Here is a 23023-nt window from a genome sequence, read left to right as displayed (position 1 = left end):
GTACCCCGCGGGTCCCGTACACTTCTGGTGGCGATCCGGGTCACCGGGTCGACTTCGCACGCCCCGACACGAGGCCCGCACAGGTCCGTGTCAGCGCCCCTCGGTCCCTAGTGGCAGGCGCATCCGGGCGTCAGGCGCGGGAGCCGTCCGGCTCACGCGGCACAACCGAGAAACTCGAGGAGATACGGCCATGGCCGTCGTCACGATGCGGGAGCTGCTGGAAAGCGGCGTCCACTTCGGTCACCAGACCCGTCGTTGGAACCCGAAGATGAAGCGCTTCATCTTCACGGAGCGCAACGGCATCTACATCATCGACCTGCTCCAGTCGCTGTCGTACATCGACCGCGCCTACGAGTTCGTCAAGGAGACCGTCGCCCACGGCGGCACGGTCATGTTCGTCGGCACGAAGAAGCAGGCGCAGGAGGCCATCGCCGAGCAGGCCACCCGCGTCGGCATGCCCTACGTCAACCAGCGCTGGCTGGGCGGCATGCTCACCAACTTCTCGACCGTCTACAAGCGCCTGCAGCGCCTCAAGGAGCTCGAGCAGATCGACTTCGAGGACGTGGCCGCCTCCGGCCTCACCAAGAAGGAGCTGCTGGTCCTCTCCCGCGAGAAGGCCAAGCTGGAGAAGACCCTCGGCGGTATCCGCGAGATGTCCAAGGTGCCCAGCGCCGTCTGGATCGTGGACACCAAGAAGGAGCACATCGCGGTCGGCGAGGCCCGGAAGCTCAACATCCCGGTCGTCGCCATCCTCGACACCAACTGCGACCCCGACGAGGTCGACTACAAGATCCCGGGCAACGACGACGCGATCCGCTCCGTCACCCTGCTCACCCGCGTGATCGCCGACGCCGTCGCCGAGGGCCTCATCGCCCGCTCCGGTGCCGCCGGTGGCGCCAAGGGCGAGAAGGCCGCCGGCGAGCCGCTCGCCGAGTGGGAGCGCGACCTGCTCGAGGGCGAGAAGGCCGAGAAGAAGGACGACGCCGAGGCCGCCGAGAAGCCCGCCGAGGCCCCGGCTGCCGAGGCCGCCCCGGCTGCCGAGGCGCCCGCCGCCGAGGCTCCGGCCGCGGACGCCGAGCAGGCCTGACCCCTCACCACCTTCGGGTGCCGGACGGCGGGGGCCCACGAAGCCCCCGCCGTCCGGCCCGTAGATCTTCAGACTTCGAGAGAGATTCCGGAATCATGGCGAACTACACCGCCGCCGACGTCAAGAAGCTCCGCGAGCTCACCGGCGCCGGCATGATGGACTGCAAGAAGGCGCTGGACGAGGCCGAGGGCAACGTCGAGAAGGCCGTCGAGGCGCTCCGCATCAAGGGCCAGAAGGGCGTCGCCAAGCGCGAGGGCCGCTCTGCCGAGAACGGCGCCGTCGTCTCGATCATCGCCGACGACAACACCTCGGGTGTCATCGTCGAGCTGAAGTGCGAGACGGACTTCGTCGCCAAGGGCGAGAAGTTCCAGACGGTCGCCAAGACCATCGCCGAGCACGTCGCCAAGGTCGCCCCGGCCGACCTCGAGGCCCTGCTCGCCTCCGAGATCGAGGCCGGCAAGACCGTCCAGGCGTACGTCGACGAGGCCAACGCCAACCTCGGCGAGAAGATCGTCCTGGACCGCTTCGCGCAGTTCTCCGGCGGCTACGTGACCGCGTACATGCACCGCACGATGCCCGACCTGCCCCCGCAGATCGGTGTCCTCGTCGAGCTGGACAAGCCCAACGCCGAGATCGCCAAGGGTGTCGCCCAGCACATCGCCGCCTTCGCGCCGAAGTACCTCTCCAAGGAGGACGTGCCGGCCGAGGTCGTCGAGACCGAGCGCCGCGTCGCCGAGGAGACCACCCGCGCCGAGGGCAAGCCCGAGGCCGCCCTGCCGAAGATCGTCGAGGGTCGCCTCAACGGCTTCTTCAAGGACGCCACCCTGCTCGGCCAGCCCTACGCCCTGGACAACAAGAAGTCCGTCCAGAAGGTGCTGGAAGAGGCCGGTGTCAGCCTGAAGCGCTTCTCGCGCATCAAGGTCGGCATCTGAGTCCGTACCGCGACGGACGTACGACCCCGGTAGGGTCGACAGCAGTCGTCGGCGCCGTTCGCGTATGCGGTTGCGTACGCGCGCGTGGCGGCGGACGACAGCAGATCTGACGAGGAGGCCATTGCCGCGTATGGGATGCGAAACCCGCCCCCGCCGGCAGTGGCCTTCTTCGTGTGTGTGACCCACGTAAAAGAGGCGAGATCTCCATGACCACCAAGGCCGAGAAGAGCGACGACGGCAAAGTACGCGGCCGCTTCATGCTGAAGCTGTCCGGAGAGGCCTTCTCCGGCGGTGGGGGCCTGGGCGTCGACCCCGACGTGGTGCATGCCATCGCCCGCGAGATCGCGGCCGTCGTCCGGGACGGCGCGCAGATCGCGATCGTCATCGGCGGCGGCAACTTCTTCCGCGGCGCCGAGCTGCAGGTGCGCGGCATGGACCGCGCCCGCTCCGACTACATGGGCATGCTCGGCACCGTGATGAACTGCCTGGCCCTCCAGGACTTCCTGGAGAAGGAGGGCGTCGACTGCCGTGTGCAGACCGCCATCACGATGGGCCAGGTCGCCGAGCCCTACATCCCGCTGCGCGCCGTGCGTCATCTGGAGAAGGGGCGCGTGGTCATCTTCGGTGCCGGTATGGGCATGCCCTACTTCTCCACCGACACCACCGCCGCGCAGCGCGCCCTCGAGATCGACGCCGAGGCCCTGCTCATGGGCAAGAACGGCGTGGACGGGGTCTACGACTCCGACCCGAAGACCAACCCGGACGCCGTGAAGTTCGACGCGCTCGGCTACGGCGAGGTCATCACCCGCGACCTGAAGGTCGCCGACGCCACGGCCGTCACCCTCTGCCGCGACAACAGCCTCCCCATCGTGGTCTTCGAGCTGTTGAAGGAGGGCAATATCGCCCGCGCCGTCAAGGGTGAGAAGATCGGCACGCTTGTGGGTGACCAGGGCAGCCGGGACTGACCGGAGAACACCCCCCGTCCGCGGACGCCACCTGTCCGGGGGACGGACGGGACGGGACCGGGCCGGGGGATGGACAATGTCCCGCCGGTCGGGAACCGTGCAGGAAGAACGCGACGCAGCCGGCCGCAGCTCCGACAGGGGACCGCAGCCGGGCCTACTCAAGACACGCAGGAGCAAGTGGTGATCGAAGAGACCCTCCTCGAGGCCGAGGAGAAGATGGAGAAGGCCGTCGTGGTCGCCAAGGAGGACTTCGCCGCGATCCGCACCGGCCGTGCGCACCCGGCGATGTTCAACAAGATCGTGGCCGACTACTACGGCGCGCCGACGCCGATCAACCAGATGGCCTCGTTCTCCGTGCCCGAGCCGCGCATGGCCGTGGTGACCCCCTTCGACAAGAGCGCCCTGCGCAACATCGAGCAGGCGATCCGCGACTCCGACCTGGGCGTCAACCCGAGCAACGACGGCAACATCATCCGAGTGGTGTTCCCCGAGCTGACCGAGGAGCGCCGCCGCGAGTACATCAAGGTCGCCAAGGGCAAGGGCGAGGACGCCAAGGTCTCGATCCGCTCGGTGCGCCGCAAGGCCAAGGACGGCATCGACAAGCTCATCAAGGACGGCGAGGTCGGCGAGGACGAGGGCCGTCGTGCCGAGAAGGAACTCGACGACACCACCGCCAAGTACGTCGCGCAGGTGGACGAGCTCCTGAAGCACAAGGAAGCTGAGCTGCTCGAGGTCTGATGAACGACTCTTCCTGGGGAGCGCCGCCACAAGCCGGGTACTGGGGGCCGTCCGACCAGGGACCCGTCCAGGGCGCCGCCCCGGCGGGTCCCGCGTACGATGCGCACTACGCGCAGCAGACTCGCCCCATGCCCATCGTGCCCGACGTACCCGAACACGGCGGAGACCAGGACGACGACCAGGGGACCGCTCGGCTGGGCGGTCCCCTGTTCCGGGACGAGCCGTTCCACGACCAGTCCGGTCGCGTCGAGCCGTATCGCGACCAGAACCCGTCGGCGCAGCCGTATGCGGCGGTGCCGCAGAATCCGGAGCCCATGCCCGACGCCCCGCAGCCGGCGCAGCCCCAGCCGCCGCAGAAGAAGAGCGCGGGGCGCGACCTGGGGGCCGCGATAGGGGTCGGCGTCGGCCTCGGCGTGGTGATCATCGCGTCGCTGTTCGTCGTCAAGGAAGTCTTCGTCGGCGTGATCGCGGTCGCCGTCGTCGTGGGCCTGTGGGAGCTGACCAAGCGGCTGGAGGAGCGCAAGGGCATCAAGGCGCCCCTCGTGCCGCTCGCCATCGGCGGCGCGGCGATGGTGGTCGCCGGTTACGCGCGCGGCGCCGAGGGTGCGTGGGTCGCCATGGCGCTGACGGCTCTCGCGGTCCTCGTCTGGCGGATGACCGAGCCGCCCGAGGGATACCTCAAGGACGTCACCGCGGGGCTGTTCGCCGCCTTCTACGTGCCGTTCCTGGCCACGTTCGTCGCCATGATGCTGATGGCCGACGACGGGGCCTGGCGCGTCCTGGTCTTCCTGATACTGACGGTCGTCAGCGACACCGGGGCCTACGCCGTCGGCTGGCGCTTCGGCAAGAAGAAGCTCGCCCCGCGCATCAGCCCCGGCAAGACCCGCGAGGGGCTGCTCGGTGCGGTGGCGTTCGCGATGGTGGCGGGCGCGCTGTGCATGCAGTTCCTGATCGACGACGGCACCTGGTGGCAGGGCCTCCTGCTCGGCCTCGCGGTCGCCGTCAGCGCCACCCTGGGCGACCTCGGCGAGTCCATGATCAAGCGGGACCTCGGCATCAAGGACATGGGCACCCTCCTGCCGGGCCACGGCGGCATCATGGACCGGCTGGACTCCCTGCTGCCGACGGCACCGGTGGTGTGGCTGCTGCTGGTGATCTTCGTCGGGTCCGGGTGATCCGGTCGGTGCCCCCTGCACGGTGGGCCTGATCTGCTGGTTTCTCGGAGAGGGACCCGTTGTCCACAGGGCGGCGGGTCCCTCTCCGTATGTCTGCGACACTGGTATGGCCATGCCTAAGCCCGGAGAACTCACATTCGTCGCGCCGCGCGGAGCCAAGAAGCCGCCGCGGCACCTTGCCGATCTCACGCCTGCCGAGCGCAAGGAGGCTGTCGCCGCGATCGGTGAGAAGCCGTTTCGCGCGAAGCAGCTCTCGCAGCACTACTTCGCGCGGTACGCGCACGCCCCCGAGCAGTGGACCGACATCCCCGCCGGTTCCCGCGAGGGGCTGCGGGAAGCGTTGCTGCCCGAGCTGATGACGGTCGTGCGGCACCTGTCCACCGACCAGGGGACCACGCGCAAGACGCTGTGGAAGCTGTTCGACGGGACGCTCGTCGAGTCCGTCCTCATGCGTTACCCGGACCGGGTGACCATGTGCATCAGCTCCCAGGCGGGCTGCGGGATGAACTGCCCGTTCTGCGCCACCGGCCAGGCCGGCCTCGACCGCAATCTGTCCACGGCCGAGATCGTGCACCAGATCGTGGACGGCATGCGGGCGCTCAGGGACGGCGAGGTCCCGGGAGGCCCCGCGCGGCTCAGCAACATCGTGTTCATGGGCATGGGCGAGCCCCTCGCCAACTACAACCGAGTCGTCGGCTCCATCCGCCGCCTCACCGACCCCGAGCCGGACGGTCTCGGGCTCTCCCAGCGCGGCATCACCGTCTCCACGGTCGGCCTGGTCCCGGCGATCCACCGTTTCGCCGACGAGGGCTTCAAGTGCCGCCTCGCCATCTCCCTGCACGCCCCCGACGACGAGCTGCGCGACACCCTCGTCCCCGTCAACACGCGGTGGAAGGTGCGCGAGGTGCTGGACGCCGGGTTCGAGTACGCGGCGAAGTCCGGGCGCCGGCTGTCCATCGAGTACGCCCTGATCCGCGACATCAACGACCAGGCCTGGCGCGGTGACCGTCTCGGCAGGCTCCTCAAGGGCAAGCCCGTGCACGTCAACCTGATCCCGCTCAACCCCACGCCCGGCTCCAAGTGGACCGCGTCCCGGCCCGAGGACGAGAAGGCGTTCGTGGAGGCGATCGCGGCGCACGGTGTGCCGGTGACCATCCGGGACACCCGCGGACAGGAGATCGACGGGGCGTGTGGTCAGCTCGCCGCGAGCGAGCGGTAACCTGACCGGCGGAAGTACAGCAGCACAGTCACATCTTCATATTCCGACAGGGGAGCGCCACAGCGCTGAGAGTGCGGCACCGGCCGCAGACCCTCCGAACCTGGCCCAGGTCATTCTGGGTAGGGAGATCGGTCACCACTCGAGCTGTTGCGCCCTGCCCGGGACCCTCGCCAGGGGTTCCGGGCGGGGCCGCGTCTTCTCCTGGTCACCCAGGAGGAATTCAGTGAGCATCACCAAGAAGGTCAGTGTCCTGGCCGTCGGCCTCGGCATGGTCGGCACCCTGGCCGCCTGCGGATCGTCGTCCGACGACGCCGGGAGCGGCTCCGGCGGCGCCAAGACCGTGACGCTGGTCAGCCACGACTCGTGGGCCGCGTCGAAGGACGTCATCGCCGCCTTCGAGAAGGAGTCCGGCTACAAGGTCGAGGTCCTCAAGGACGGCGACGCCGGGCAGGCCGTCAACAAGGCCATCCTGACCAAGGACAACCCGCAGGGCGACGTCTTCTTCGGCGTCGACAACACCCTGCTCTCCCGCGCCCTCGACAACGGCCTGTTCCAGCCGTACGAGGCCAAGGGCTCGGACCGGGTCCGGCCCGAGTACCGGACCGACCGGGACAAGCACCGGGTCACGCCCATCGACACGGGCGACATCTGCGTCAACTACGACAAGGCGTACTTCAGCAAGCACAAGCTGACCCCGCCCAAGTCCTTCGACGACCTCGTCAAGCCCGAGTACAAGGACCTGCTCGTCACCGAGAACGCGGGCAGCTCCTCGCCGGGTCTCGGGTTCCTGCTCGGCACCGCCGCCCAGTACGGCGACGGGGGCTGGGAGGGCTACTGGAAGAAGCTCAAGGCGAACGGCGTCAAGGTCGTCGACAGCTGGGAGCAGGCGTACAACGAGGAGTTCTCCGGCTCGGCCGGCGGCAAGAAGGCCAAGGGCGACCGGCCCCTCGTCGTCTCCTACGCCTCCTCCCCGCCCGCCGAGGTCGTCTACGCCGACCCGCAGCCGGACACCGCCCCCACGGGCGTCGCCGACGGCACCTGCTTCCGGCAGGTCGAGTACGCGGGCCTGCTCAGCAACGCCAAGAACCCCGAGGGCGGCAAGGCGCTCCTCGACTTCATGCTGAGCAAGTCCTTCCAGGAGGACATGCCGCTGAACATGTTCGTCTACCCGGTGCGGGAGGGCGCGCAGGTCCCCGAGGCGTTCTCGAAGTTCGGGCCGCAGGCGAAGGACCCGCAGACCCTCGACCCGGCGAAGATCGCCGACAACCGTGACCAGTGGGTCAAGTCGTGGACCTCGCTCGTACTGAAGTGAGCCACCCGGGCAAGCAGGCGGGCACCGCGCGCGGGAGCGCGGCGCGGCTCGGTCTCATGGCCGTGCCCGTCGCGTTCTTCGCGGTGTTCTTCGCCTACCCCGTCGCCGCCATCGTCGCGCGGGGCCTCAAGGTCGACGGGGTCTGGCGGCTCGGCCGGATCGGGGACGTGCTCGCGCAGTCCGACGTGCGGCACGTCCTGTGGTTCACCACCTGGCAGGCGCTGGCGTCCACCGCGCTTACGCTCCTGATCGCCCTGCCCGGCGCGTACGTCTTCGCCCGCTTCGACTTCCCCGGCAAGCAGGTGCTGAGGGCCGTGGTGACGGTGCCGTTCGTGCTGCCGACGGTCGTCGTCGGCACGGCCTTCCTGGCGCTGGTCGGGCGCGGCGGGCTGCTCGACGAGCTGTGGGGCGTACGTCTGGACACCACGGTGTGGGCGATCCTGCTCGCGCACGTCTTCTTCAACTACGCCGTCGTCGTCCGCACCGTCGGCGGCCTGTGGGGGCAGCTCGACCCGCGGCAGGAGGAGGCCGCGCGGATGCTGGGCGCCTCGCGGCTGCGGGCCTGGCGGCAGGTGACGCTGCCCGCGCTGGCGCCCGCCGTGGCCGCCGCCGCGCTGATGGTCTTCCTGTTCACCTTCACCTCCTTCGGCGTCGTCCAGATCCTCGGCGGCCCCACCTTCTCCACCCTCGAAGTGGAGATCTACCGCCAGACCTCCCAGGTCTTCGACCTGTCCACGGCCGCCGTGCTGACGCTGATCCAGTTCGCGGCCGTCGCCGCCGTCCTCGCCGTGCACGCCTGGACGGTACGGCGGCGCGAGAGCGCCCTCCGGCTGGTCGACGCGGCCACGACCGCGCGCCGGCCGCGCGGAGCCGGGCAGTGGGCGTTGCTGGCCGGGGTCCTGGGCGTCGTCGTCCTCCTACTGGTGCTGCCGCTCGCGGTGCTGGTCCAGCGGTCACTGGGCGCCTCCGGGTTCGGTTACTACCGCGCGCTGACCCGGGAGGACGGCGGCACCTTCCTCGTCCCGCCGATCGAGGCGATCGGCAACTCCCTCCAGTACGCCGCCGCCGCGACCGCGATCGCCGTGGTGATCGGCGCGCTGGCCGCGACCGCGCTCACCCGGCGCGACGCGGGCCGCTTCGTGCGCGGGTTCGACGCGCTGCTGATGCTGCCGCTCGGGGTGTCGGCGGTGACGGTCGGCTTCGGTTTCCTGATCGCGCTGGACGAACCCCCGCTGGACCTCAGATCGTCCTGGATCCTGGTGCCGCTCGCACAGGCGCTGGTGGGCGTCCCCTTCGTCGTACGCACGATGCTGCCGGTGCTGCGGGCGGTGGACGGCCGGCTGCGGGAGGCGGCGGCGGTGCTGGGCGCGTCGCCGTGGCGGGTGTGGCGCGAGGTGGACCTGCCGATGGTGCGAAGGGCGCTGCTGGTCGCGGCCGGGTTCGCCTTCGCGGTGTCGCTCGGCGAGTTCGGGGCGACCGTCTTCATCGCACGGCCCGACAACCCGACCCTGCCGGTCGCCGTGGCGCGGCTGCTGGGCCGGCCGGGAGAGATGAACTACGGCCAGGCGATGGCCCTTTCGACGATTCTGATGCTGGTGTGCGCCGTGGCCCTGGTGGTGCTGGAGCGGCTGCGGACCGACCGGAGCGGGGAGTTCTGACATGCCGTCCATGCCGTCCAAACCGTCCGTGCCGTCGGGGCCGCCCATGCCGTCGAGCCTGCTGAGCCTCGAAGGCGCCACCGTCCGCTTCGGCGGGCGGGCCGTGCTCGACGCCGTGGACCTGGCGGTCGCCGAGCACGAAGTGGTGTGCGTGCTCGGGCCCAGCGGCAGCGGCAAGTCGACGCTCCTGCGGGCGGTCGCCGGACTCCAGCCGCTGGACGCCGGGCGGGTGGCGCTGGACGGACGGGACCAGACCGGAGTGCCCGCGCACCGGCGCGAGGTCGGGCTGATGTTCCAGGACCACCAGCTCTTCCCGCAGCGTGACGTGGCCGGGAACGTCGCCTTCGGGCCGCGGATGCACGGCGCCTCCCGGGCCGAGCAGCGGGACCGGGTGGCGGAGTTGCTGGAGCTGGTCGGGCTGCCGGACGCCGCCCGTCGGTCCGTCGCCGCGCTCTCCGGCGGTGAGCAGCAGCGAGTGGCGCTGGCCCGGGCCCTGGCGCCCCGGCCGCGGCTGCTGATGCTGGACGAGCCCCTCGGCCAGCTCGACCGCTCGCTGCGGGAGCGGCTCGTGGTGGAACTGCGGGAGCTGTTCGGGCGGTTGGGCACCACGGTGCTGGCCGTCACGCACGACCAGGGCGAGGCGTTCGCGCTCGCCGACCGGGTCGTGGTGATGCGGGACGGTCGGATCGCCCAGTCGGGGACGCCTCTGGAGGTGTGGCAGCGGCCGGCGGACGCGTTCGTGGCCCGTTTCCTCGGATTCGACAATGTGACCGAGGCGTCAGTCTCCGGGCAGGCCGCGGACACCCCGTGGGGCAAGCTGCCGGTCCCCGAGGACGCCCCGCAGGGCACCCGGACGGTGCTCGTCCGGCCGGCCGGCGTCCGCGTCGTCCCCGCCGACGAGGGCCTGCGCTGCACGGTCACGGCCCGTACCTTCCGCGGCACGCACGTCGCCGTCCACCTTCAGCCCGAGGGCGCGCCGCGCCTGGAGGCGGCGTGTGCGTTGCGGGCGGCGCCGGAGGTCGGGGACGCGGTGGGGGTGGAGTTCGACGCGGCCGAGATCGTCGTGCTCGGGTGAGGGCCGTTCCGCTCGTAGGGTGACCGCATGACATTCCTCCCACATGACCGCTACTGCGACGAAATCCTTCACCAGGTGGGCCGGCTCAGGGCGGTGGTCACGTCCGGCGCGGACCTGGCCGCCACCGTGCCGACCTGCCCGGAGTGGTCCCTGGAGGACCTGGTGCGGCACGTGGGAGGGGCGTTGCGCTGGACCGGGCTGATCGTCGGCACCCGCGCCGAGGAGAACGTCCCGATGGACCGGGTGCCGGGCGCCGAGGGCCCCGCGGCGACCGGGGACGCGGCGGCGCTGGACGCGTGGCTGGCGGAGTCCGGCGAGGTGCTCGTGGGCGCGCTGCGGGAGGCCGGCCCGGACACGAGGGTGTGGTCGTGGTCCGGCGACGACCGGGCGGGCTTCTGGGCGCGGCGGATGACCCACGAACTCGTCGTGCACGGCGCCGACGCGGCCCTGGCGGCGGGCCTGCCCGTCCAGCCGGTCGCGCCCGAGGTGGCGGCCGACGCGATCGACGAGTGGCTGGACATCGTACGCTTCGTACAGCGGGCACTTCCCGGCGCGGCGGCGAAGGAACTGCGCGCCCCGGGCAGCAGCATTCACCTGCACGCCACCGACACCCCGGCCGAACTGAACGCCGAGTGGTTCGTCGAGCTCCCCGAGGAGGGCATCGTCTGGCGCCGCGGCCACGAGAAGGCCTCCGTGGCGCTGCGCGGCCCGCTCACGGACGTGCTGCTGGGCTTCTACGGCCGGCTGCCGCTGGACGACCCGGGACTCGAAGTGCTCGGTGACCGCAAGCTGCTCGAACTCTGGCTGGAAAGGGCGACGTTCGGCTGACACGACGGTGGCCCGCCCCGGACCGGGACGGGCCACCGAGTGAACCGGTGTGCGGGCGTCAGCGGTTGCTGTTCGCTCCGCGACGGCGCAGGCCGAAGAAGACGGCACCGCCACCGACGACGACCAGGGCCGCCGCGATACCGGCGATCATGCCGGTGTTGGAGTTGGCGCCGGTCTCGGCGAGGTTGGAGTCACCGGCCGCCGGGGACGGGGCGTTGTCGCTCGGCGCGGCCGCCGGCGCGCTGCTCTCCGGCTGCGACGGCGCGGGGGCCGACGTGGACGGCTCGGGCGCCGGGGACTCCGTCTCGTCGGACGGGGTCGAGGAGCTCTCCGACGGGGTCGGCGTCGGGGACGGGGTGTCCTCGGTCTTGCAGGGCGTCGACGGGGTCGTGACGTCCGGCTTGATGTCCTCGTCGACGTACCGGTCGGCCTTGACGTGGATGCGGTACGTCGTGTTCGGCTGCCAGTCCACGGGGAAGCTGACGGTGGTGCCCTCCTTGGAGCCCTTGACCGTCTGCTGACCCACCTGCTTGTCGCCGTCCTTGAGGTAGACGGTGATGGTAGCCGGGATGCCGGCGGGGTCCACGTCGGTGACGGTGATGACACCGTTGTCGCCATCGCACTGGGCCTTGGCGGAGAACTCGTTGATGTTGCACGCGAGGGCGGATCCGGAGGCGCTGAGCGCCAGGGCCGCGGAGGCGGCGACGACGCCGAGGGCGCGGACGCCGCGGCGGGATGCCGTACGGCTGATTATGGACAGGACTGCCACGTTTGTCCTTTACGGGAGCGCGAATGCGGGGGGTGGTGAGGGCGCCGACGCTCGATGACGCGGCATCAGCACCCCCATGAGCCTCACTGGTCTATAAGCGGGGCGTAAGAAGTGTCAACGCATATGCCGCTCAACGCTGTTGACTTTGCCGTCTTATTAACCGCCGACACGTTTCAGCGCCTCGGGAGCCTCATCGATCCGGCCAACCAGCGCGATTCGCGCCTCCATCGTCCGCCCCTTCGCCAGGGACCGCAGCAGCGGCCACGCCGGCAGGGTCTCGGTCCAGTGCTCCCGGTCCACGAGCACCATGGGAGTGGGCTCGCCGCGCGACTCGTAGTAGTTCGGCGTCGCGTTGTCGAAGATCTCCTGCAAGGTGCCGGCCGCTCCCGGCAGGAACACCACACCCGCCGTGGAGCGGGCCAGAAGACCGTCCTCGCGGGTGGCGTTGGCGAAGTACTTGGCGATGTGCGTGGCGAAGGCGTTGGGCGGTTCGTGGCCGTAGAACCAGGTCGGGATGCCGATCGAGGCGGCGCCGTCGGGCCAGCGTTCGCGCACCTCGAACGCGGGTCGCGCCCAGTCCGTGACCGAGGGCGCGAACGACGGGACCTTGGCGAGCAGCGTCAGGGCCTCGTCCAGCATGCCGTCGTCGAACGGGGCGGCGTACGCGCCGAGGTTCGCGGCCTCCATCGCGCCGGGACCGCCGCCCGTGGCCACCATGAGCCCCGCACGGGCCAGTTCACGGCCCAGACGCGCCGCACCCGCGTACTCCGCGGTGCCGCGCGCCATGGCGTGGCCGCCCATGACGCCCACCACCCGGGCGCCGGCGACGAGTTCGTCGAGCGCGTCCGAGACGGAGTCGTCGTGGATCGCGCGCAGCATGGAGGCGAACACGTCCCCGTCGGCCTTGGTCTGCTGGAACCAGTCGTACGCGAGGGCGTCCGGTGTCGCCTCGTAGCCCTCGCCGAGGTGGGCGAACAGCTCGTCGGGGGAGTAGACGCGCCCCCGGTAGGGGTCGAAGGGGAGACCCGGTATGGGAGGGAAGACCAGGGCGCCGGCGGCGCGGACCCGGGCGGCCGCGTCGGGGTCCATCGGACAGCCGAGGAAGACGGCGCCCGTGGGATCGGCGGCGAGCAGCGCGTCCGTACGGCCCGTCAGGTCGACGGCCTGGACGCGGTGGTGGGCGAGGGAGCCGGGTGCCGAGACGACGCGGTCGAACTCGTCGAGGCTCTCGATCTCCCGGTCGTGCGAGGCGTGGTGGGACTGGAACTGTGACAGTGACGGTGACCCGTGCGGTGACCGGGCCCTGCGCCGGGCGGGTGTCTGATCGGGTGTCTGATCCACCCGCCCATGCTAGGCGTGCCCCTGATCAGCCCTGATCAGCCCTGGACCGCCGCCGGGTCCATCCACACGACCTCGAAGGTGTGGCCGTCGGGGTCGTCGAAGGCCCGGCCGTACATGAAGCCGTGGTCCTGCGTCTCGCCGGTGACCGAGCCGCCGGCCGCGACCGCCTTCTCCACCAGCTCGTCGACCTTTTCGCGGCTCTCGGCGCTCAGCGCGATCAGCACCTCACTGGTCTTCGTCGAGTCCGCGATCTCCTTCTTGGTGAACTGGAGGTACTTCTGCGGCGTGTGCGCCATCACGACGATCGTGTCGCTCACCGGGAAGGAGGCGGTGCTGTCGTCGCTGAACTGGGCGTTGAGTTCCCAGCCCAGCCCGGTGAAGAACTTCTTGGAGACGTCGAGGTCGTTGGTGGCCAGGTTCACGAAGATCATCTGCTGGTACATGGGGCCTCTCCCGTTTCATGCGCTGCGGTCGTCGTGCCGTTCGAAGAGGTAGACGGGAGGCGGCCCCGGAACTCATCGCCGGACCGCGGACTTTCTCGAAAAGATTTTTTTCGGTCGGGGGTACGGCCGCGGTTCGCCTCGGTCGTGGCTCAGTGGTCCAACGGCAGCGCCGCCAGCACCGCGACGATCAGGGTCAGCGGACCGAACAGGGCGAGCAGCGCGGCGGCGCGTACGGCGGCGGCGCCGCGCAGGGTCGACGGGGGCGCGCCGAGCCGCAGCAGGGCGTCAGTGGTGTCGGCGCGGGCGTGTTTGGCCGCGACGGCCGCGGTGAGAAGGGTGGCCACCGTGCAGCCCGCCACGAGGAGGGCGCCCAGGGTGGCGAGGGGGCCGAAGGCCGGTCCGTCCCCGTCGTACACCGTGGCGGCCACGTAGGCCGCGGCGGCCACGGCGGCCACGACGCCGAGGGGGCGGCCGATGCGGTGGGACTCCTCCATGAGGACGCGGCCGGCCAGCAGGCGCAGGGCGCCGGGGCGGGCGGCCTGCAGCAGCCTGCCGCACAGGTGGGTGAGGCCCGGGCCGGCCAGGGCGAGACCCAGGGCGGTGAGGGCCCAGCCGACCAGGACGCCGGCGGAGGGGGCGGTGCCGGGGGTGGGGGCGGCGGAGGCGTTGCCGGTGTAGGTCTCGACGGTGAGGCCTGCGGCGAGTACGGCGATGCCCCAGGGGAGGGCGGTGGTGTTCGGGGAGTGGGGGGTCGGCGCCGGGGTGGGTTCGGGCTGCGGGTCCAGCGTCTGAGTGCTGCCCGGTGTCTCCGCCGCGCCGTCCGTCGGGGTTGGCGGGCGGGGGTCACTCGCCTGCGTTTGCAGGGTGCCGCCTGCGCCCACCCGTGCCGCCCCAGCGGCACGACTGCCCGCAGCGATGGCGTCGGCGGCAGGACTGTCCGCAGCGATGGCGTCGGCGGCACCACTGCCCGCAGCGATGGCCCCGGCGGCACGACTGCCCGCAGCGATGGCGTCGGCGGTACCGCTGCCCGCAGCGATGGCGTCGGCGGTACCAGTGCCCGCAGCGACGGCCCCGGCGGCATGGCTCCCCGCAGCGATGGCGTCGGTGGTACCAGTGCCCGCGGACACCGGGGCGGTGCGGGAGCCGAAGCGGCCGTAGGCGCCGAAGGTTTCGCGGGCCTTGCCCCAGCCGTAGGCGCCGAAGCGGCCGTAGCCGCGCGGGGCGGTGGCCGTGGCGGGCCGGGGGTCGCGGGGGCGCAGCGTGTGGGCCACCGCGGCCGAGGCGAAGACCGGCACGAGGACCAGCAGGGTCAGCACGGCCGGGGCGGGGAGGGACTGGCCGACGGCCAGGGCGTCGCCCGCCACGCGGCCGGAGGGCGGGCCGCCCGTCAGGTCGCCGCGCAGGTGGAGGAAGAGGAACAGGGCCGCCACCGAACCGAGCACGGCGGACAGGGCCGTCGTCGTCGCCGAGACCGCCATCAGCCGGCCGGGGCCCAGGCCGATCGCCGACAGCCCCGAGCGGGGCCGGGTCCCGGGGTCCGTACGGGCCACGGCGACCGCGAGCTGTACCGCGGCGGCCAGCGGTGCCGCGCACCAGGCCAGGCGGAGGGCGGCGGCGCCTGGTGTGTCCGGGTGGCTCAGCGCGTAGCCGAGGGCGCACAGCAGCAGGAAGCCCGTGCCCGCCGAGGCCACCGCGACCAGCAGGCGGCGCAGGTGGACGGCGAGGTGGGCGGTGCGGGTCAGGCGGAGAGCGAGCACGCCGCCCGGCCTTCCGTTCCGGGAGTCCCGGCGGCACCCGTGGCCACCGCGGTCTCGGTGAGCGGGGGCAGGTGCACGGTGCGCACCCGCCGTCCGTCGAGCAGGGCCACCGCGCGGTCCGCCAGGGCGGCGGTCTGCGCGTCGTGCGTGGCGAGCAGCACGGTGATGCCGTGCGAGCGGGCCGCCGTGGTGAGCGTCCGCAGCACCTGGGCGCGGTCGGCGCGGTGCAGCGGGGCCGTCGGCTCGTCGGCGAAGAGGACCGCCGGGGCGACGGCGAGGGCGCGGGCGATGCAGACGCGCTGCCGCTCGGCCTGCTGGAGTTCGTGCGGGCGCCGGCGTGCCTTGCCGCCGACGTCGAGGCGGTCCAGCCAGTCCAGGGCCGCGGTCTTGGCCCGGCGCCGGCCGGTGCCGCGCAGCATGAGGGGGAGCGCGGCGTTCTCCCAGGCGTTCAGCTCCGGGACGAGCGCCGGGGCCGGATCGATCCAGCCGAAGCGGTCGCGGCGCAGCCGTTCGCGGCTGAGCGGCCCCATGGTGTGCACCGGCACGCTGTTGAACCACACCTCGCCCTCCTGGGGTTTGACCAGGCCGGACAGGCACCGCAGCAGCGTGGTCTTGCCGCTGCCCCGCGGGCCGCTGACGGCGAGGATCTCGCCCTCGCGCACGCCGAGTGACACGCCTTGCAGGGCGGGGGAGCCGTCGTGGTGCTGGAAGTGCAGGGCGCGGGCCCAGAGCACGTCGTTGTCCGGCGGGGCCTCCATGGGCGTACACCTCGGTTCTGATCCGTATTTCCCCGGTCGTGTCGTCCCCCTTCCGGGGGAACGAAGACGGGGCCGATCGGTCACTGGGCACGCTAGGCAGTCCCCGCGCGGGGGCCGGACAGCACGAGGCCCCGGGCCGCCGTGTCTCACTCGAACGGGCGGCACCGGGGCCGGTGATGATCGTCCCAAAGGATGATCGGAAGGTGATCAGAAAATGATCAGAGCTTCGTCCACGCCTCCGTCAGCGTGGCGCGCAGGATCTGCTCGATCTCGTCGAAGGTCTCCTGGTTGGAGATCAGCGGCGGGGCGAGCTGGATGACCGGGTCGCCGCGGTCGTCGGCACGGCAGTACAGCCCGTTCTCGAAGAGCTTCTTGGAGAGGAAGCCGTACAGGACGCGCTCGGTCTCCTCCTCGTTGAAGGACTCCTTGGTGGCCTTGTCCTTGACCAGCTCGATGCCGTAGAAGAAGCCGTTGCCGCGGACGTCGCCGACGATCGGCAGGTCGTGCAGCTTCTCCAGGGTGGAGCGGAAGGCGCCCTCGTTGTCGAGCACGTGCTGGTTGAGGCCCTCGCGCTCGAACAGGTCGAGGTTGGCGATGCCGACCGCGGCGGAGACCGGGTGGCCGCCGAAGGTGTAGCCGTGCAGGAAGGTGTTGTCGCCCTTGTAGAACGGCTCGGCCAGGCGGTCGGAGATGATGCAGGCGCCGATCGGGGAGTAGCCCGAGGTCATGCCCTTGGCGCAGGTGATCATGTCCGGCACGTAGCCGAACTTGTCGCAGGCGAAGGTGGTGCCGAGGCGGCCGAAGGCGCAGATGACCTCGTCCGAGACGAGCAGCACGTCGTACTGGTCGCAGATCTCGCGCACCCGCTGGAAGTAGCCGGGCGGGGGCGGGAAGCAGCCGCCCGCGTTCTGCACCGGCTCCAGGAAGACGGCCGCGACCGTCTCCGGGCCCTCGAAGAGGATCTGCTGCTCGATCTGGTCGGCGGCCCAGCGGCCGAAGGCCTCGGGGTCGTCGCCGAAGAGCGGGGCGCGGTAGATGTTGGTGTTCGGTACCTTGTGCGCGCCGGGGACCAGCGGCTCGAAGGGGGCCTTCAGGCCCGGCAGGCCGGTGATGGACAGGGCGCCCTGCGGGGTGCCGTGGTAGGCCACCGCGCGGGAGATCACCTTGTACTTGGTCGGCTTGCCGGTGAGCTTGAAGTACTGCTTGGCGAGCTTCCAGGCGGTCTCGACCGCCTCGCCGCCGCCGGTGGTGAAGAAGACCTTGTTGAGGTCGCCGGGGGCCTCGTTCGCCAGGCGCTCGGCCAGCTCGACGGCCTTGGGGTGGGCGTAGGACCACACCGGGAAGAAGGCGAGCTCCTGCGCCTGCTTCGAGGCGGTCTCCGCGAGCTCCTGGCGGCCGTGTCCGGCCTGGACCACGAACAGGCCGGCGAGACCGTCGAGGTAGCGCTTGCCCTTGTCGTCGTAGATGTGGGTGCCCTCACCGCGGACGATGGTGGGGACGGGGGCGTTCTCGTACGACGACATGCGGGTGAAGTGCATCCACAGGTGGTCGTACGCGGCCTTGCTGAGGTCCTTGGGGCTGTCGGTGCTCACGATTATCGGGTTCCCCACATATAGGTCTGCTTCTTGAGCTTGAGGTAGACGAAGCTCTCGGTGGAGCGCACGCCGGGCACGGCCCGGATGCGTCGGTTGATGACCTCCAGGAGGTGGTCGTCGTCCTCGCAGACGACCTCCACCATCAGGTCGAAGGAGCCCGCGGTCATCACCACGTACTCGCACTCGGACATGGCCGACAGCGCCTCGGCCACCGACTCCACGTCGCCCTCGACGTTGACACCGACCATCGCCTGGCGCCGGAAGCCCACCGTGAGCGGGTCCGTGACGGCGACGATCTGCATCACGCCCTGGTCGAGCAGCTTCTGGACGCGCTGGCGCACGGCCGCCTCCGACAGGCCCACGGCCTTGCCGATGGCGGCGTACGGCCTGCGGCCGTCCTCCTGGAGCTGCTCGATGATGGCGAGGGAGACGGCGTCCAACTGGGGACCGCCGTTCCTGGACTCGCGGGAGTCCTTCTGGTCTGCGCTTCGACTGGCCACGGCTTCACTGTGCACGACGTATCGACAGTTTCGCAAGCCCGGATCGATGAAATTCGTTGTTTCGATCGCTTCAAGCTGCGGATATCGCAACCTCGGGGGGAGCGGGGGTGTTGAAAACGTCGGCACTCCGTCTAGGGTGGGTGTCTCAGTCAATGGACACCCGAACTTGGAGGGCCGGCAGTGAGCACCGAGCTGCGTCGTCTGCGCAATTACATCGACGGTGAGTTCCGGGACGCCGCCGACGGACGGACCACGGAAGTGGTCAACCCCGCCACGGGCGAGGCGTACGCGACCGCCCCCCTCTCCCGGGAGGCGGACGTGGACGCCGCGATGGCGGCCGCCGCGGCGGCCTTCCCGGCCTGGCGGGACCTGGTCCCGGCCGAGCGGCAGAAGGCCCTGCTGAAGATCGCGGACGCGTTCGAGGAGCGGGCCGAGGAGCTGATCGCGGCCGAGGTGGAGAACACGGGCAAGCCCATCGGGCTCACCCGCTCCGAGGAGATCCCGCCGATGGTCGACCAGATCCGCTTCTTCGCGGGCGCGGCGCGGATGCTCGAAGGACGCGGTGCCGGCGAGTACATGGAGGGGCTGACCTCCTTCGTGCGCCGCGAGCCGATCGGTGTCTGCGCGCAGGTCGCGCCGTGGAACTACCCGATGATGATGGCCGTGTGGAAGTTCGCCCCGGCGCTCGCCGCGGGCAACACGGTCGTCCTCAAGCCCTCGGACACCACCCCCGCGTCCACGGCCCTGATGGCCGACATCATCGGCTCGATCGTGCCCAAGGGCGTCTTCAACGTCGTCTGCGGCGACCGCGACACCGGCCGTCTGATGGTCGAGCACGAGACCCCGGCGATGGCCTCCATCACCGGCTCCGTGCGGGCCGGCATGTCGGTCGCCGAGTCGGCGTCGAAGGACCTCAAGCGGGTCCACCTGGAGCTGGGTGGCAAGGCCCCGGTCGTGGTCTTCGAGGACACCGACATCCCGGGGGCCGTCGCGGGCATCTCGGAGGCGGGCTACTTCAACGCCGGGCAGGACTGCACGGCGGCCACCCGCGTGCTCGTGCACGAGTCGATCCACGACGAGTTCGTGAGCGCGCTCGCGAAGGCCGCGTCCGAGATCAAGACCGGGCAGCCCGACGACGAGGACGTGCTCTACGGCCCGCTCAACAACCCCAACCAGCTCAAGCAGGTCTCCGGGTTCATCGAGCGGCTGCCCGCCCACGCCAAGGTCGAGGCGGGCGGCCACCGGGTCGGCGACAAGGGTTACTTCTACGCCCCGACCGTCGTCTCCGGCCTCAAGCAGGACGACGAGATCATCCAGCAGGAGGTCTTCGGCCCGGTCATCACCGTCCAGTCCTTCCGCGACGAGGACCAGGCCGTCGAGTGGGCCAACGGCGTCGAGTACGCGCTGGCCTCCTCGGTGTGGACCAAGGACCACGGGCGCGCGATGCGGATGTCCAAGAAGCTCGACTTCGGCTGCGTGTGGATCAACACCCACATCCCGCTGGTCGCCGAGATGCCGCACGGCGGCTTCAAGAAGTCCGGCTACGGCAAGGACCTGTCGGGGTACGGCTTCGACGACTACACGCGGATCAAGCACGTGATGACGTCGCTGGACGCCTGACGACGCCGAACGCCGGACGCGTGAAGCCTGACGGCTGAAGCCCCCGGCTCGTGTGCGGCCCGGCTCGTGTGCGGCCCCGGACGGGAACCCCCCGTCCGGGGCCGCACCGCGTGGACGGCTGGACGGCGTGGGCCGTGAACTCGCCCCGGTCGACAGGGTGTCGGGCCTGTACGGGTGCGCTCGACGCAGCGTCGATTGTCCCGGCGGGCGCGGGGGCGGGATCCTTCGTGCCATGCCCCTGCTCCCGAAGACGCCCCCGCTGTCCCGTCGTACCCTGCTGCGCGGCCTGGGCGGTTCCGCCGCGCTCGGTGCGCTCGGCACGCTGGCCGGCTGCGGTGTGCCCGCCGCGTACGTCGCCCCGGGCGACCGCGCCGCCACCGACCGGTCCGCCACCGAGCACCGGCTGACCTGGGCCAACTGGCCGCTGTACATCGACACCGACGACGAACACCCGAGCCGGCGGCCCACGCTGGAGGCGTTCGAGGAGGAGACGGGCATCTCCGTCGAGTACGTCGAGGAGATCAACGACAACGACGAGTTCTTCGGCAAGATCAGCCCGTCCCTGATGAACCAACAGCCCACCGACCGCGACCTGATCGTCATCAGCGACTGGATGTGCGGCCGGTTCGTACGGCTGGGCTGGGTCCAGGAGATGGACCGGGACCGCCAGTCGAACGTCACCAAGTACCTGGACCCGCTGCTGCGTTCGCCCGCCTTCGACCCCGGCCGGAAGTTCACCGTGCCCTGGCAGTCCGGCATCACCGGCATCGCCTACAACCGGCGCCGGCTCGGCCGGGAGATCCGGCACGTGTCCGACCTGTGGGCGGCCGACCTCAAGGGCCGCGTGACGCTCCTGTCGGGCATGGACGAGGCCTTCGCGCTGCTGATGCAGGGTAACGGCGTGGACATCACCGACTGGAAGGCGGACGACTTCCACCTGATCTGCGACCAGGTGGAGAAGCAGGTCGCCAAGGGGCAGATCCGCCGCTTCACCGGCAACGACTACATCAAGGACCTCTCCAGTGGCGACGTCCTCGCCTGCCAGGCGTACTCCGGCGACGTGATCCAGCTCCAGGCGGACGACCCGGACATCGAGTTCGTCGTCCCGGAGGAGGGCGCCGAACTGTGGGCGGAGTCCCTCATGATCCCCAACCTGGCCCGCCACAAGACCAACGCCGAGCGGCTGATCGACTACTACTACCGGCCCGAGGTCGCCGCCGAGCTGGCCGCCTGGGTCAACTACGTCTGCCCGGTCCCCGCCGCCCAGGACGTCCTCGCCTCCTCCGACGACGAGGAGACCGCGGCCCTGGCCGAGGACCCGCTGATCTTCCCGGACGCGGCGATGCGCGAACGGCTGGCCATCGCACGGGACATCGCGGCGGGGGAACGGTCGGAGTTCGCGAAGCGGTGGAACGGGATCGTCGGCGTGTAGCAGACTGATCATGTGACGAATTCATCGAGCGATGAACAGGCGGTCGGGGGCGCGGTCACGCTGGGACTGCTGGTGGCCTGGGCCCTGCACGACCTCGAGGAGCTGGCGACCGTGCCGGGCTGGTGGCGGCGCAACCTCCCCGCGCTGCGCGAGCGGTACCCGGCCGTGCCGGAGGCCGTGTGGCGGCGGGCCGGGGCGGTCGAGGGGCGCGAGTTCGCGGTGGCGGTCGGCGCGATGGCAGCGGTCGTGGCCTCCGCGTCCGTCGCCGGGCGGCTGACCGGCGGCCGGTCGGCCGCGTACCAGACCGCGCTGGACGCCTTCGGCCTGCACGGTCTGGTCCACCTCGCCCAGGCGGGCCTCGCCCGCGGCTACACGCCCGGTTCGGCGACCTCGCCCCTCGTCGTCGTCCCCTTCACCCTCTGGGCCCGCCACCGTCTGCGCCGCGCCGGCGTCCTGCGCGCCACCCGCCCGCGCGACCTCGCCGTGGGGCTCGGCCTCGCGGGGGCGGCGACGGTCGGCGCGCACGCGGTGGCGCGGCGGCTGACGGGGGCTACCGCAGCGCGGCCGCGGTGATCGCGTCGGCGACCGGATTGCGCGCCGTGCCCTTCGCGTCGGTGGAGTTGACCGAGTAGACCAGGGTGCGCCTCAGGTCGCGGGTGCCGCCGATGAAGGCGCTGTAGCCGTAGCGCGCCCCCGACTTGCCCCAGAAGACCTGGCCGTCGGCCTCCTGGTACTGCAGTCCGGCGCTGTGGGTCGCGCCCGGGACGCCCGCCGGAGTCGTGAACATCTCCTCCAGCTCGGGCTGCGGCACGATCTTCCCGCGGAACAGCTTCGTGAGCAGTCTCTCCAGGTCGGCGGTGGTGGAGATCATGTCGCCCGCCGCCCAGCGGTCCGCCTGGTTCCACTCGGTCACGTCCACGAGTTCCGTCGTGCCGTCCGGCCGCTCCACCGCCTGGTAGCCCCGGTTGTGCGGGCCCCGGATGCGGGGGTCGGTGCCCGGGAAGTACGTGTGGTGCATGCCGGCCGGGCGCAGGACGAGACGCGTGGCCTGCGAGGCGTACGAGCGTCCCGTGACCTTCTCGATCAGCAGGCCGAGGATCGTGTAGTTGATGTTGAGGTACTGCTGTCGCGTCCCCGGGACGAAGTCCTCCGGTCCCTTGGCGATCGCCGACGCCGCGACCTGCTGCGGGGTGAGGGTCTCGTAGCGGTGCGCGTACAGCTCCGCGAAGTCGTCGCCGAAGCCGTCGCCCGGCTTGATGCCGCTGGTGTGGTTCAGCAGGTGGCGCACGCTGATCGGCTGCTCGAACTCCGGCGTGAACAGGTCGGGGAGGTAGCTCTGGACGGGTGCGTCCAGGTCGATCTCGTCCTGCGCGGCGAGGCGCAGGACGGTGGCCGCGGTGACGACCTTCGTGATCGAACCGGCCCGGAAGCGGGCGTCGGGGCGGGCCGGTCCGTCACCGGTCAGGTCGCGCACCCCCGCGCTGCCGTGCCAGTCGCCGCCGGGGGTGCCGACCCGCACGAGTGCGGCGGTGGCGTACTGGTTCGGCAGTCCCGCGATGGCGGCACGCAGCGCCTCCTCGGCCGGTCCCTTCCGATCGGCGGAGCTGGAGACCGGGGCGGACGGCGCGGCGAAGGCGGGGGCCGCCAGCGGGCCGGCGGCCAGGGCGAGGACGACTGAGGCGGCGAGAACCGCAGGGGTACGGGCACGCATCGACTGCTCCAGGTGAAGGCGGTTGCGGCGGAAGGATCGTGATCATCCTTGTGTGCCGCGCCCCACGGCGGATCGTCGCTGAGTAGGGTGCCCGTCCCCGAGCCGGAC

General features: G+C 71.1%; 21 protein-coding genes and 1 riboswitch. Of the genes, 13 read left to right on the top strand and 8 right to left on the bottom strand.

Annotation, left to right across the window (positions count from 1 at the left end):
- Positions 1-190 precede the first annotated feature (190 nt).
- The 10 genes from rpsB to D1J63_RS09950 all read left to right on the top strand — a co-directional run bounded on the left by rpsB (position 191) and on the right by D1J63_RS09950 (position 10989).
- A complete protein-coding gene (gene rpsB / locus D1J63_RS09995) occupies positions 191-1087 on the top strand; it encodes a 30S ribosomal protein S2 (protein WP_031039588.1) in 897 nt (298 codons plus the stop codon).
- 95 nt (positions 1088-1182) lie between these two features.
- Positions 1183-2019, top strand: coding sequence for a translation elongation factor Ts (gene tsf, locus D1J63_RS09990; protein ID WP_102929473.1), 837 nt, complete (start codon positions 1183-1185; stop codon positions 2017-2019).
- A gap of 206 nt (positions 2020-2225) precedes the next feature.
- On the top strand, positions 2226-2984 hold the full coding sequence (pyrH, locus tag D1J63_RS09985; RefSeq protein ID WP_007444937.1) for a UMP kinase: 759 nt from the start codon (positions 2226-2228) through the stop codon (positions 2982-2984).
- Positions 2985-3164: 180 nt separating this feature from the next.
- Positions 3165-3722, top strand: coding sequence for a ribosome recycling factor (frr, locus tag D1J63_RS09980; protein ID WP_102929476.1), 558 nt, complete (start codon positions 3165-3167; stop codon positions 3720-3722).
- Entirely contained in the window at positions 3722-4897 is a 1176-nt protein-coding gene (locus tag D1J63_RS09975; protein WP_125628629.1) for a phosphatidate cytidylyltransferase, read from the top strand. The genes frr and D1J63_RS09975 overlap by 1 nt, the downstream gene beginning before the upstream one ends.
- A 112-nt stretch (positions 4898-5009) precedes the next feature.
- Positions 5010-6116 carry a 23S rRNA (adenine(2503)-C(2))-methyltransferase RlmN gene (gene rlmN / locus D1J63_RS09970; protein ID WP_102929471.1) on the top strand — a complete coding sequence of 369 codons (1107 nt, stop codon included), beginning with the start codon at positions 5010-5012 and terminating at the stop codon, positions 6114-6116.
- 38 nt (positions 6117-6154) lie between these two features.
- Positions 6155-6260: riboswitch (TPP riboswitch) on the top strand.
- Between the two features lie 79 nt (positions 6261-6339).
- Complete coding sequence (locus D1J63_RS09965; protein ID WP_125628628.1) at positions 6340-7428, top strand: thiamine ABC transporter substrate-binding protein; 1089 nt, start codon at positions 6340-6342, stop codon at positions 7426-7428.
- Positions 7404-9086, top strand: coding sequence for an iron ABC transporter permease (locus D1J63_RS09960; RefSeq protein ID WP_164712778.1), 1683 nt, complete (start codon positions 7404-7406; stop codon positions 9084-9086). The genes D1J63_RS09965 and D1J63_RS09960 overlap by 25 nt, the downstream gene beginning before the upstream one ends.
- Positions 9087-9132: 46 nt before the next feature.
- Positions 9133-10161 carry an ABC transporter ATP-binding protein gene (locus tag D1J63_RS09955; RefSeq protein WP_125635350.1) on the top strand — a complete coding sequence of 343 codons (1029 nt, stop codon included), beginning with the start codon at positions 9133-9135 and terminating at the stop codon, positions 10159-10161.
- Positions 10162-10188: 27 nt separating this feature from the next.
- Positions 10189-10989 (top strand): maleylpyruvate isomerase family mycothiol-dependent enzyme, encoded by an 801-nt coding sequence (locus tag D1J63_RS09950; RefSeq protein WP_125628626.1) that lies wholly within the window; start codon positions 10189-10191, stop codon positions 10987-10989.
- Positions 10990-11047: 58 nt separating this feature from the next.
- On the opposite strand, the gene D1J63_RS09945 is transcribed toward D1J63_RS09950, so the two are convergent.
- From D1J63_RS09945 to D1J63_RS09915, 7 genes are all read right to left on the bottom strand, one after another.
- Complete coding sequence (locus D1J63_RS09945; RefSeq protein WP_125628625.1) at positions 11048-11758, bottom strand: LAETG motif-containing sortase-dependent surface protein; 711 nt, start codon at positions 11756-11758, stop codon at positions 11048-11050.
- Positions 11759-11914: 156 nt separating this feature from the next.
- Entirely contained in the window at positions 11915-13033 is a 1119-nt protein-coding gene (locus tag D1J63_RS09940) for an LOG family protein (RefSeq protein ID WP_164713167.1), read from the bottom strand.
- 101 nt (positions 13034-13134) lie between these two features.
- A complete protein-coding gene (locus tag D1J63_RS09935) occupies positions 13135-13542 on the bottom strand; it encodes a VOC family protein (RefSeq protein WP_102928791.1) in 408 nt (135 codons plus the stop codon).
- A 149-nt stretch (positions 13543-13691) separates the two neighbouring features.
- Positions 13692-15299 carry a hypothetical protein gene (locus D1J63_RS09930; RefSeq protein WP_125628623.1) on the bottom strand — a complete coding sequence of 536 codons (1608 nt, stop codon included), beginning with the start codon at positions 15297-15299 and terminating at the stop codon, positions 13692-13694.
- Complete coding sequence (locus tag D1J63_RS09925) at positions 15281-16057, bottom strand: ATP-binding cassette domain-containing protein (protein ID WP_125628622.1); 777 nt, start codon at positions 16055-16057, stop codon at positions 15281-15283. Before D1J63_RS09925 ends, D1J63_RS09930 begins: the two co-directional genes overlap by 19 nt.
- A gap of 218 nt (positions 16058-16275) precedes the next feature.
- Positions 16276-17649 carry an aspartate aminotransferase family protein gene (locus tag D1J63_RS09920; protein ID WP_102931878.1) on the bottom strand — a complete coding sequence of 458 codons (1374 nt, stop codon included), beginning with the start codon at positions 17647-17649 and terminating at the stop codon, positions 16276-16278.
- Positions 17650-17651: 2 nt separating this feature from the next.
- Entirely contained in the window at positions 17652-18167 is a 516-nt protein-coding gene (locus D1J63_RS09915; protein ID WP_007444925.1) for an Lrp/AsnC family transcriptional regulator, read from the bottom strand.
- Between the two features lie 165 nt (positions 18168-18332).
- Between D1J63_RS09915 and D1J63_RS09910 the strand changes: the two genes are divergently transcribed.
- The 3 genes from D1J63_RS09910 (at position 18333) to D1J63_RS09900 (ending at position 21777) form a co-directional block, all read left to right on the top strand.
- Entirely contained in the window at positions 18333-19772 is a 1440-nt protein-coding gene (locus D1J63_RS09910; protein ID WP_125628621.1) for a gamma-aminobutyraldehyde dehydrogenase, read from the top strand.
- 232 nt (positions 19773-20004) lie between these two features.
- A complete protein-coding gene (locus tag D1J63_RS09905) occupies positions 20005-21204 on the top strand; it encodes an extracellular solute-binding protein (RefSeq protein ID WP_125628620.1) in 1200 nt (399 codons plus the stop codon).
- Between the two features lie 12 nt (positions 21205-21216).
- Entirely contained in the window at positions 21217-21777 is a 561-nt protein-coding gene (locus tag D1J63_RS09900) for an HXXEE domain-containing protein (RefSeq protein WP_125628619.1), read from the top strand.
- On the opposite strand, the gene D1J63_RS09895 is transcribed toward D1J63_RS09900, so the two are convergent.
- Positions 21755-22915: a serine hydrolase domain-containing protein gene (locus D1J63_RS09895; protein WP_125628618.1), complete on the bottom strand. Its 1161-nt coding sequence runs from the start codon at positions 22913-22915 to the stop codon at positions 21755-21757. The genes D1J63_RS09900 and D1J63_RS09895 overlap by 23 nt on opposite strands.
- Between the last annotated feature and the right edge of the window lie 108 nt (positions 22916-23023).

The organism is Streptomyces sp. KPB2 (assembly GCF_003950055.1).
GTDB lineage: Bacteria > Actinomycetota > Actinomycetes > Streptomycetales > Streptomycetaceae > Streptomyces > Streptomyces salinarius.
The sequence above is the reverse complement of the archived record's forward strand: the minus strand, read 5'-3'. Positions and strand labels throughout refer to the sequence as shown.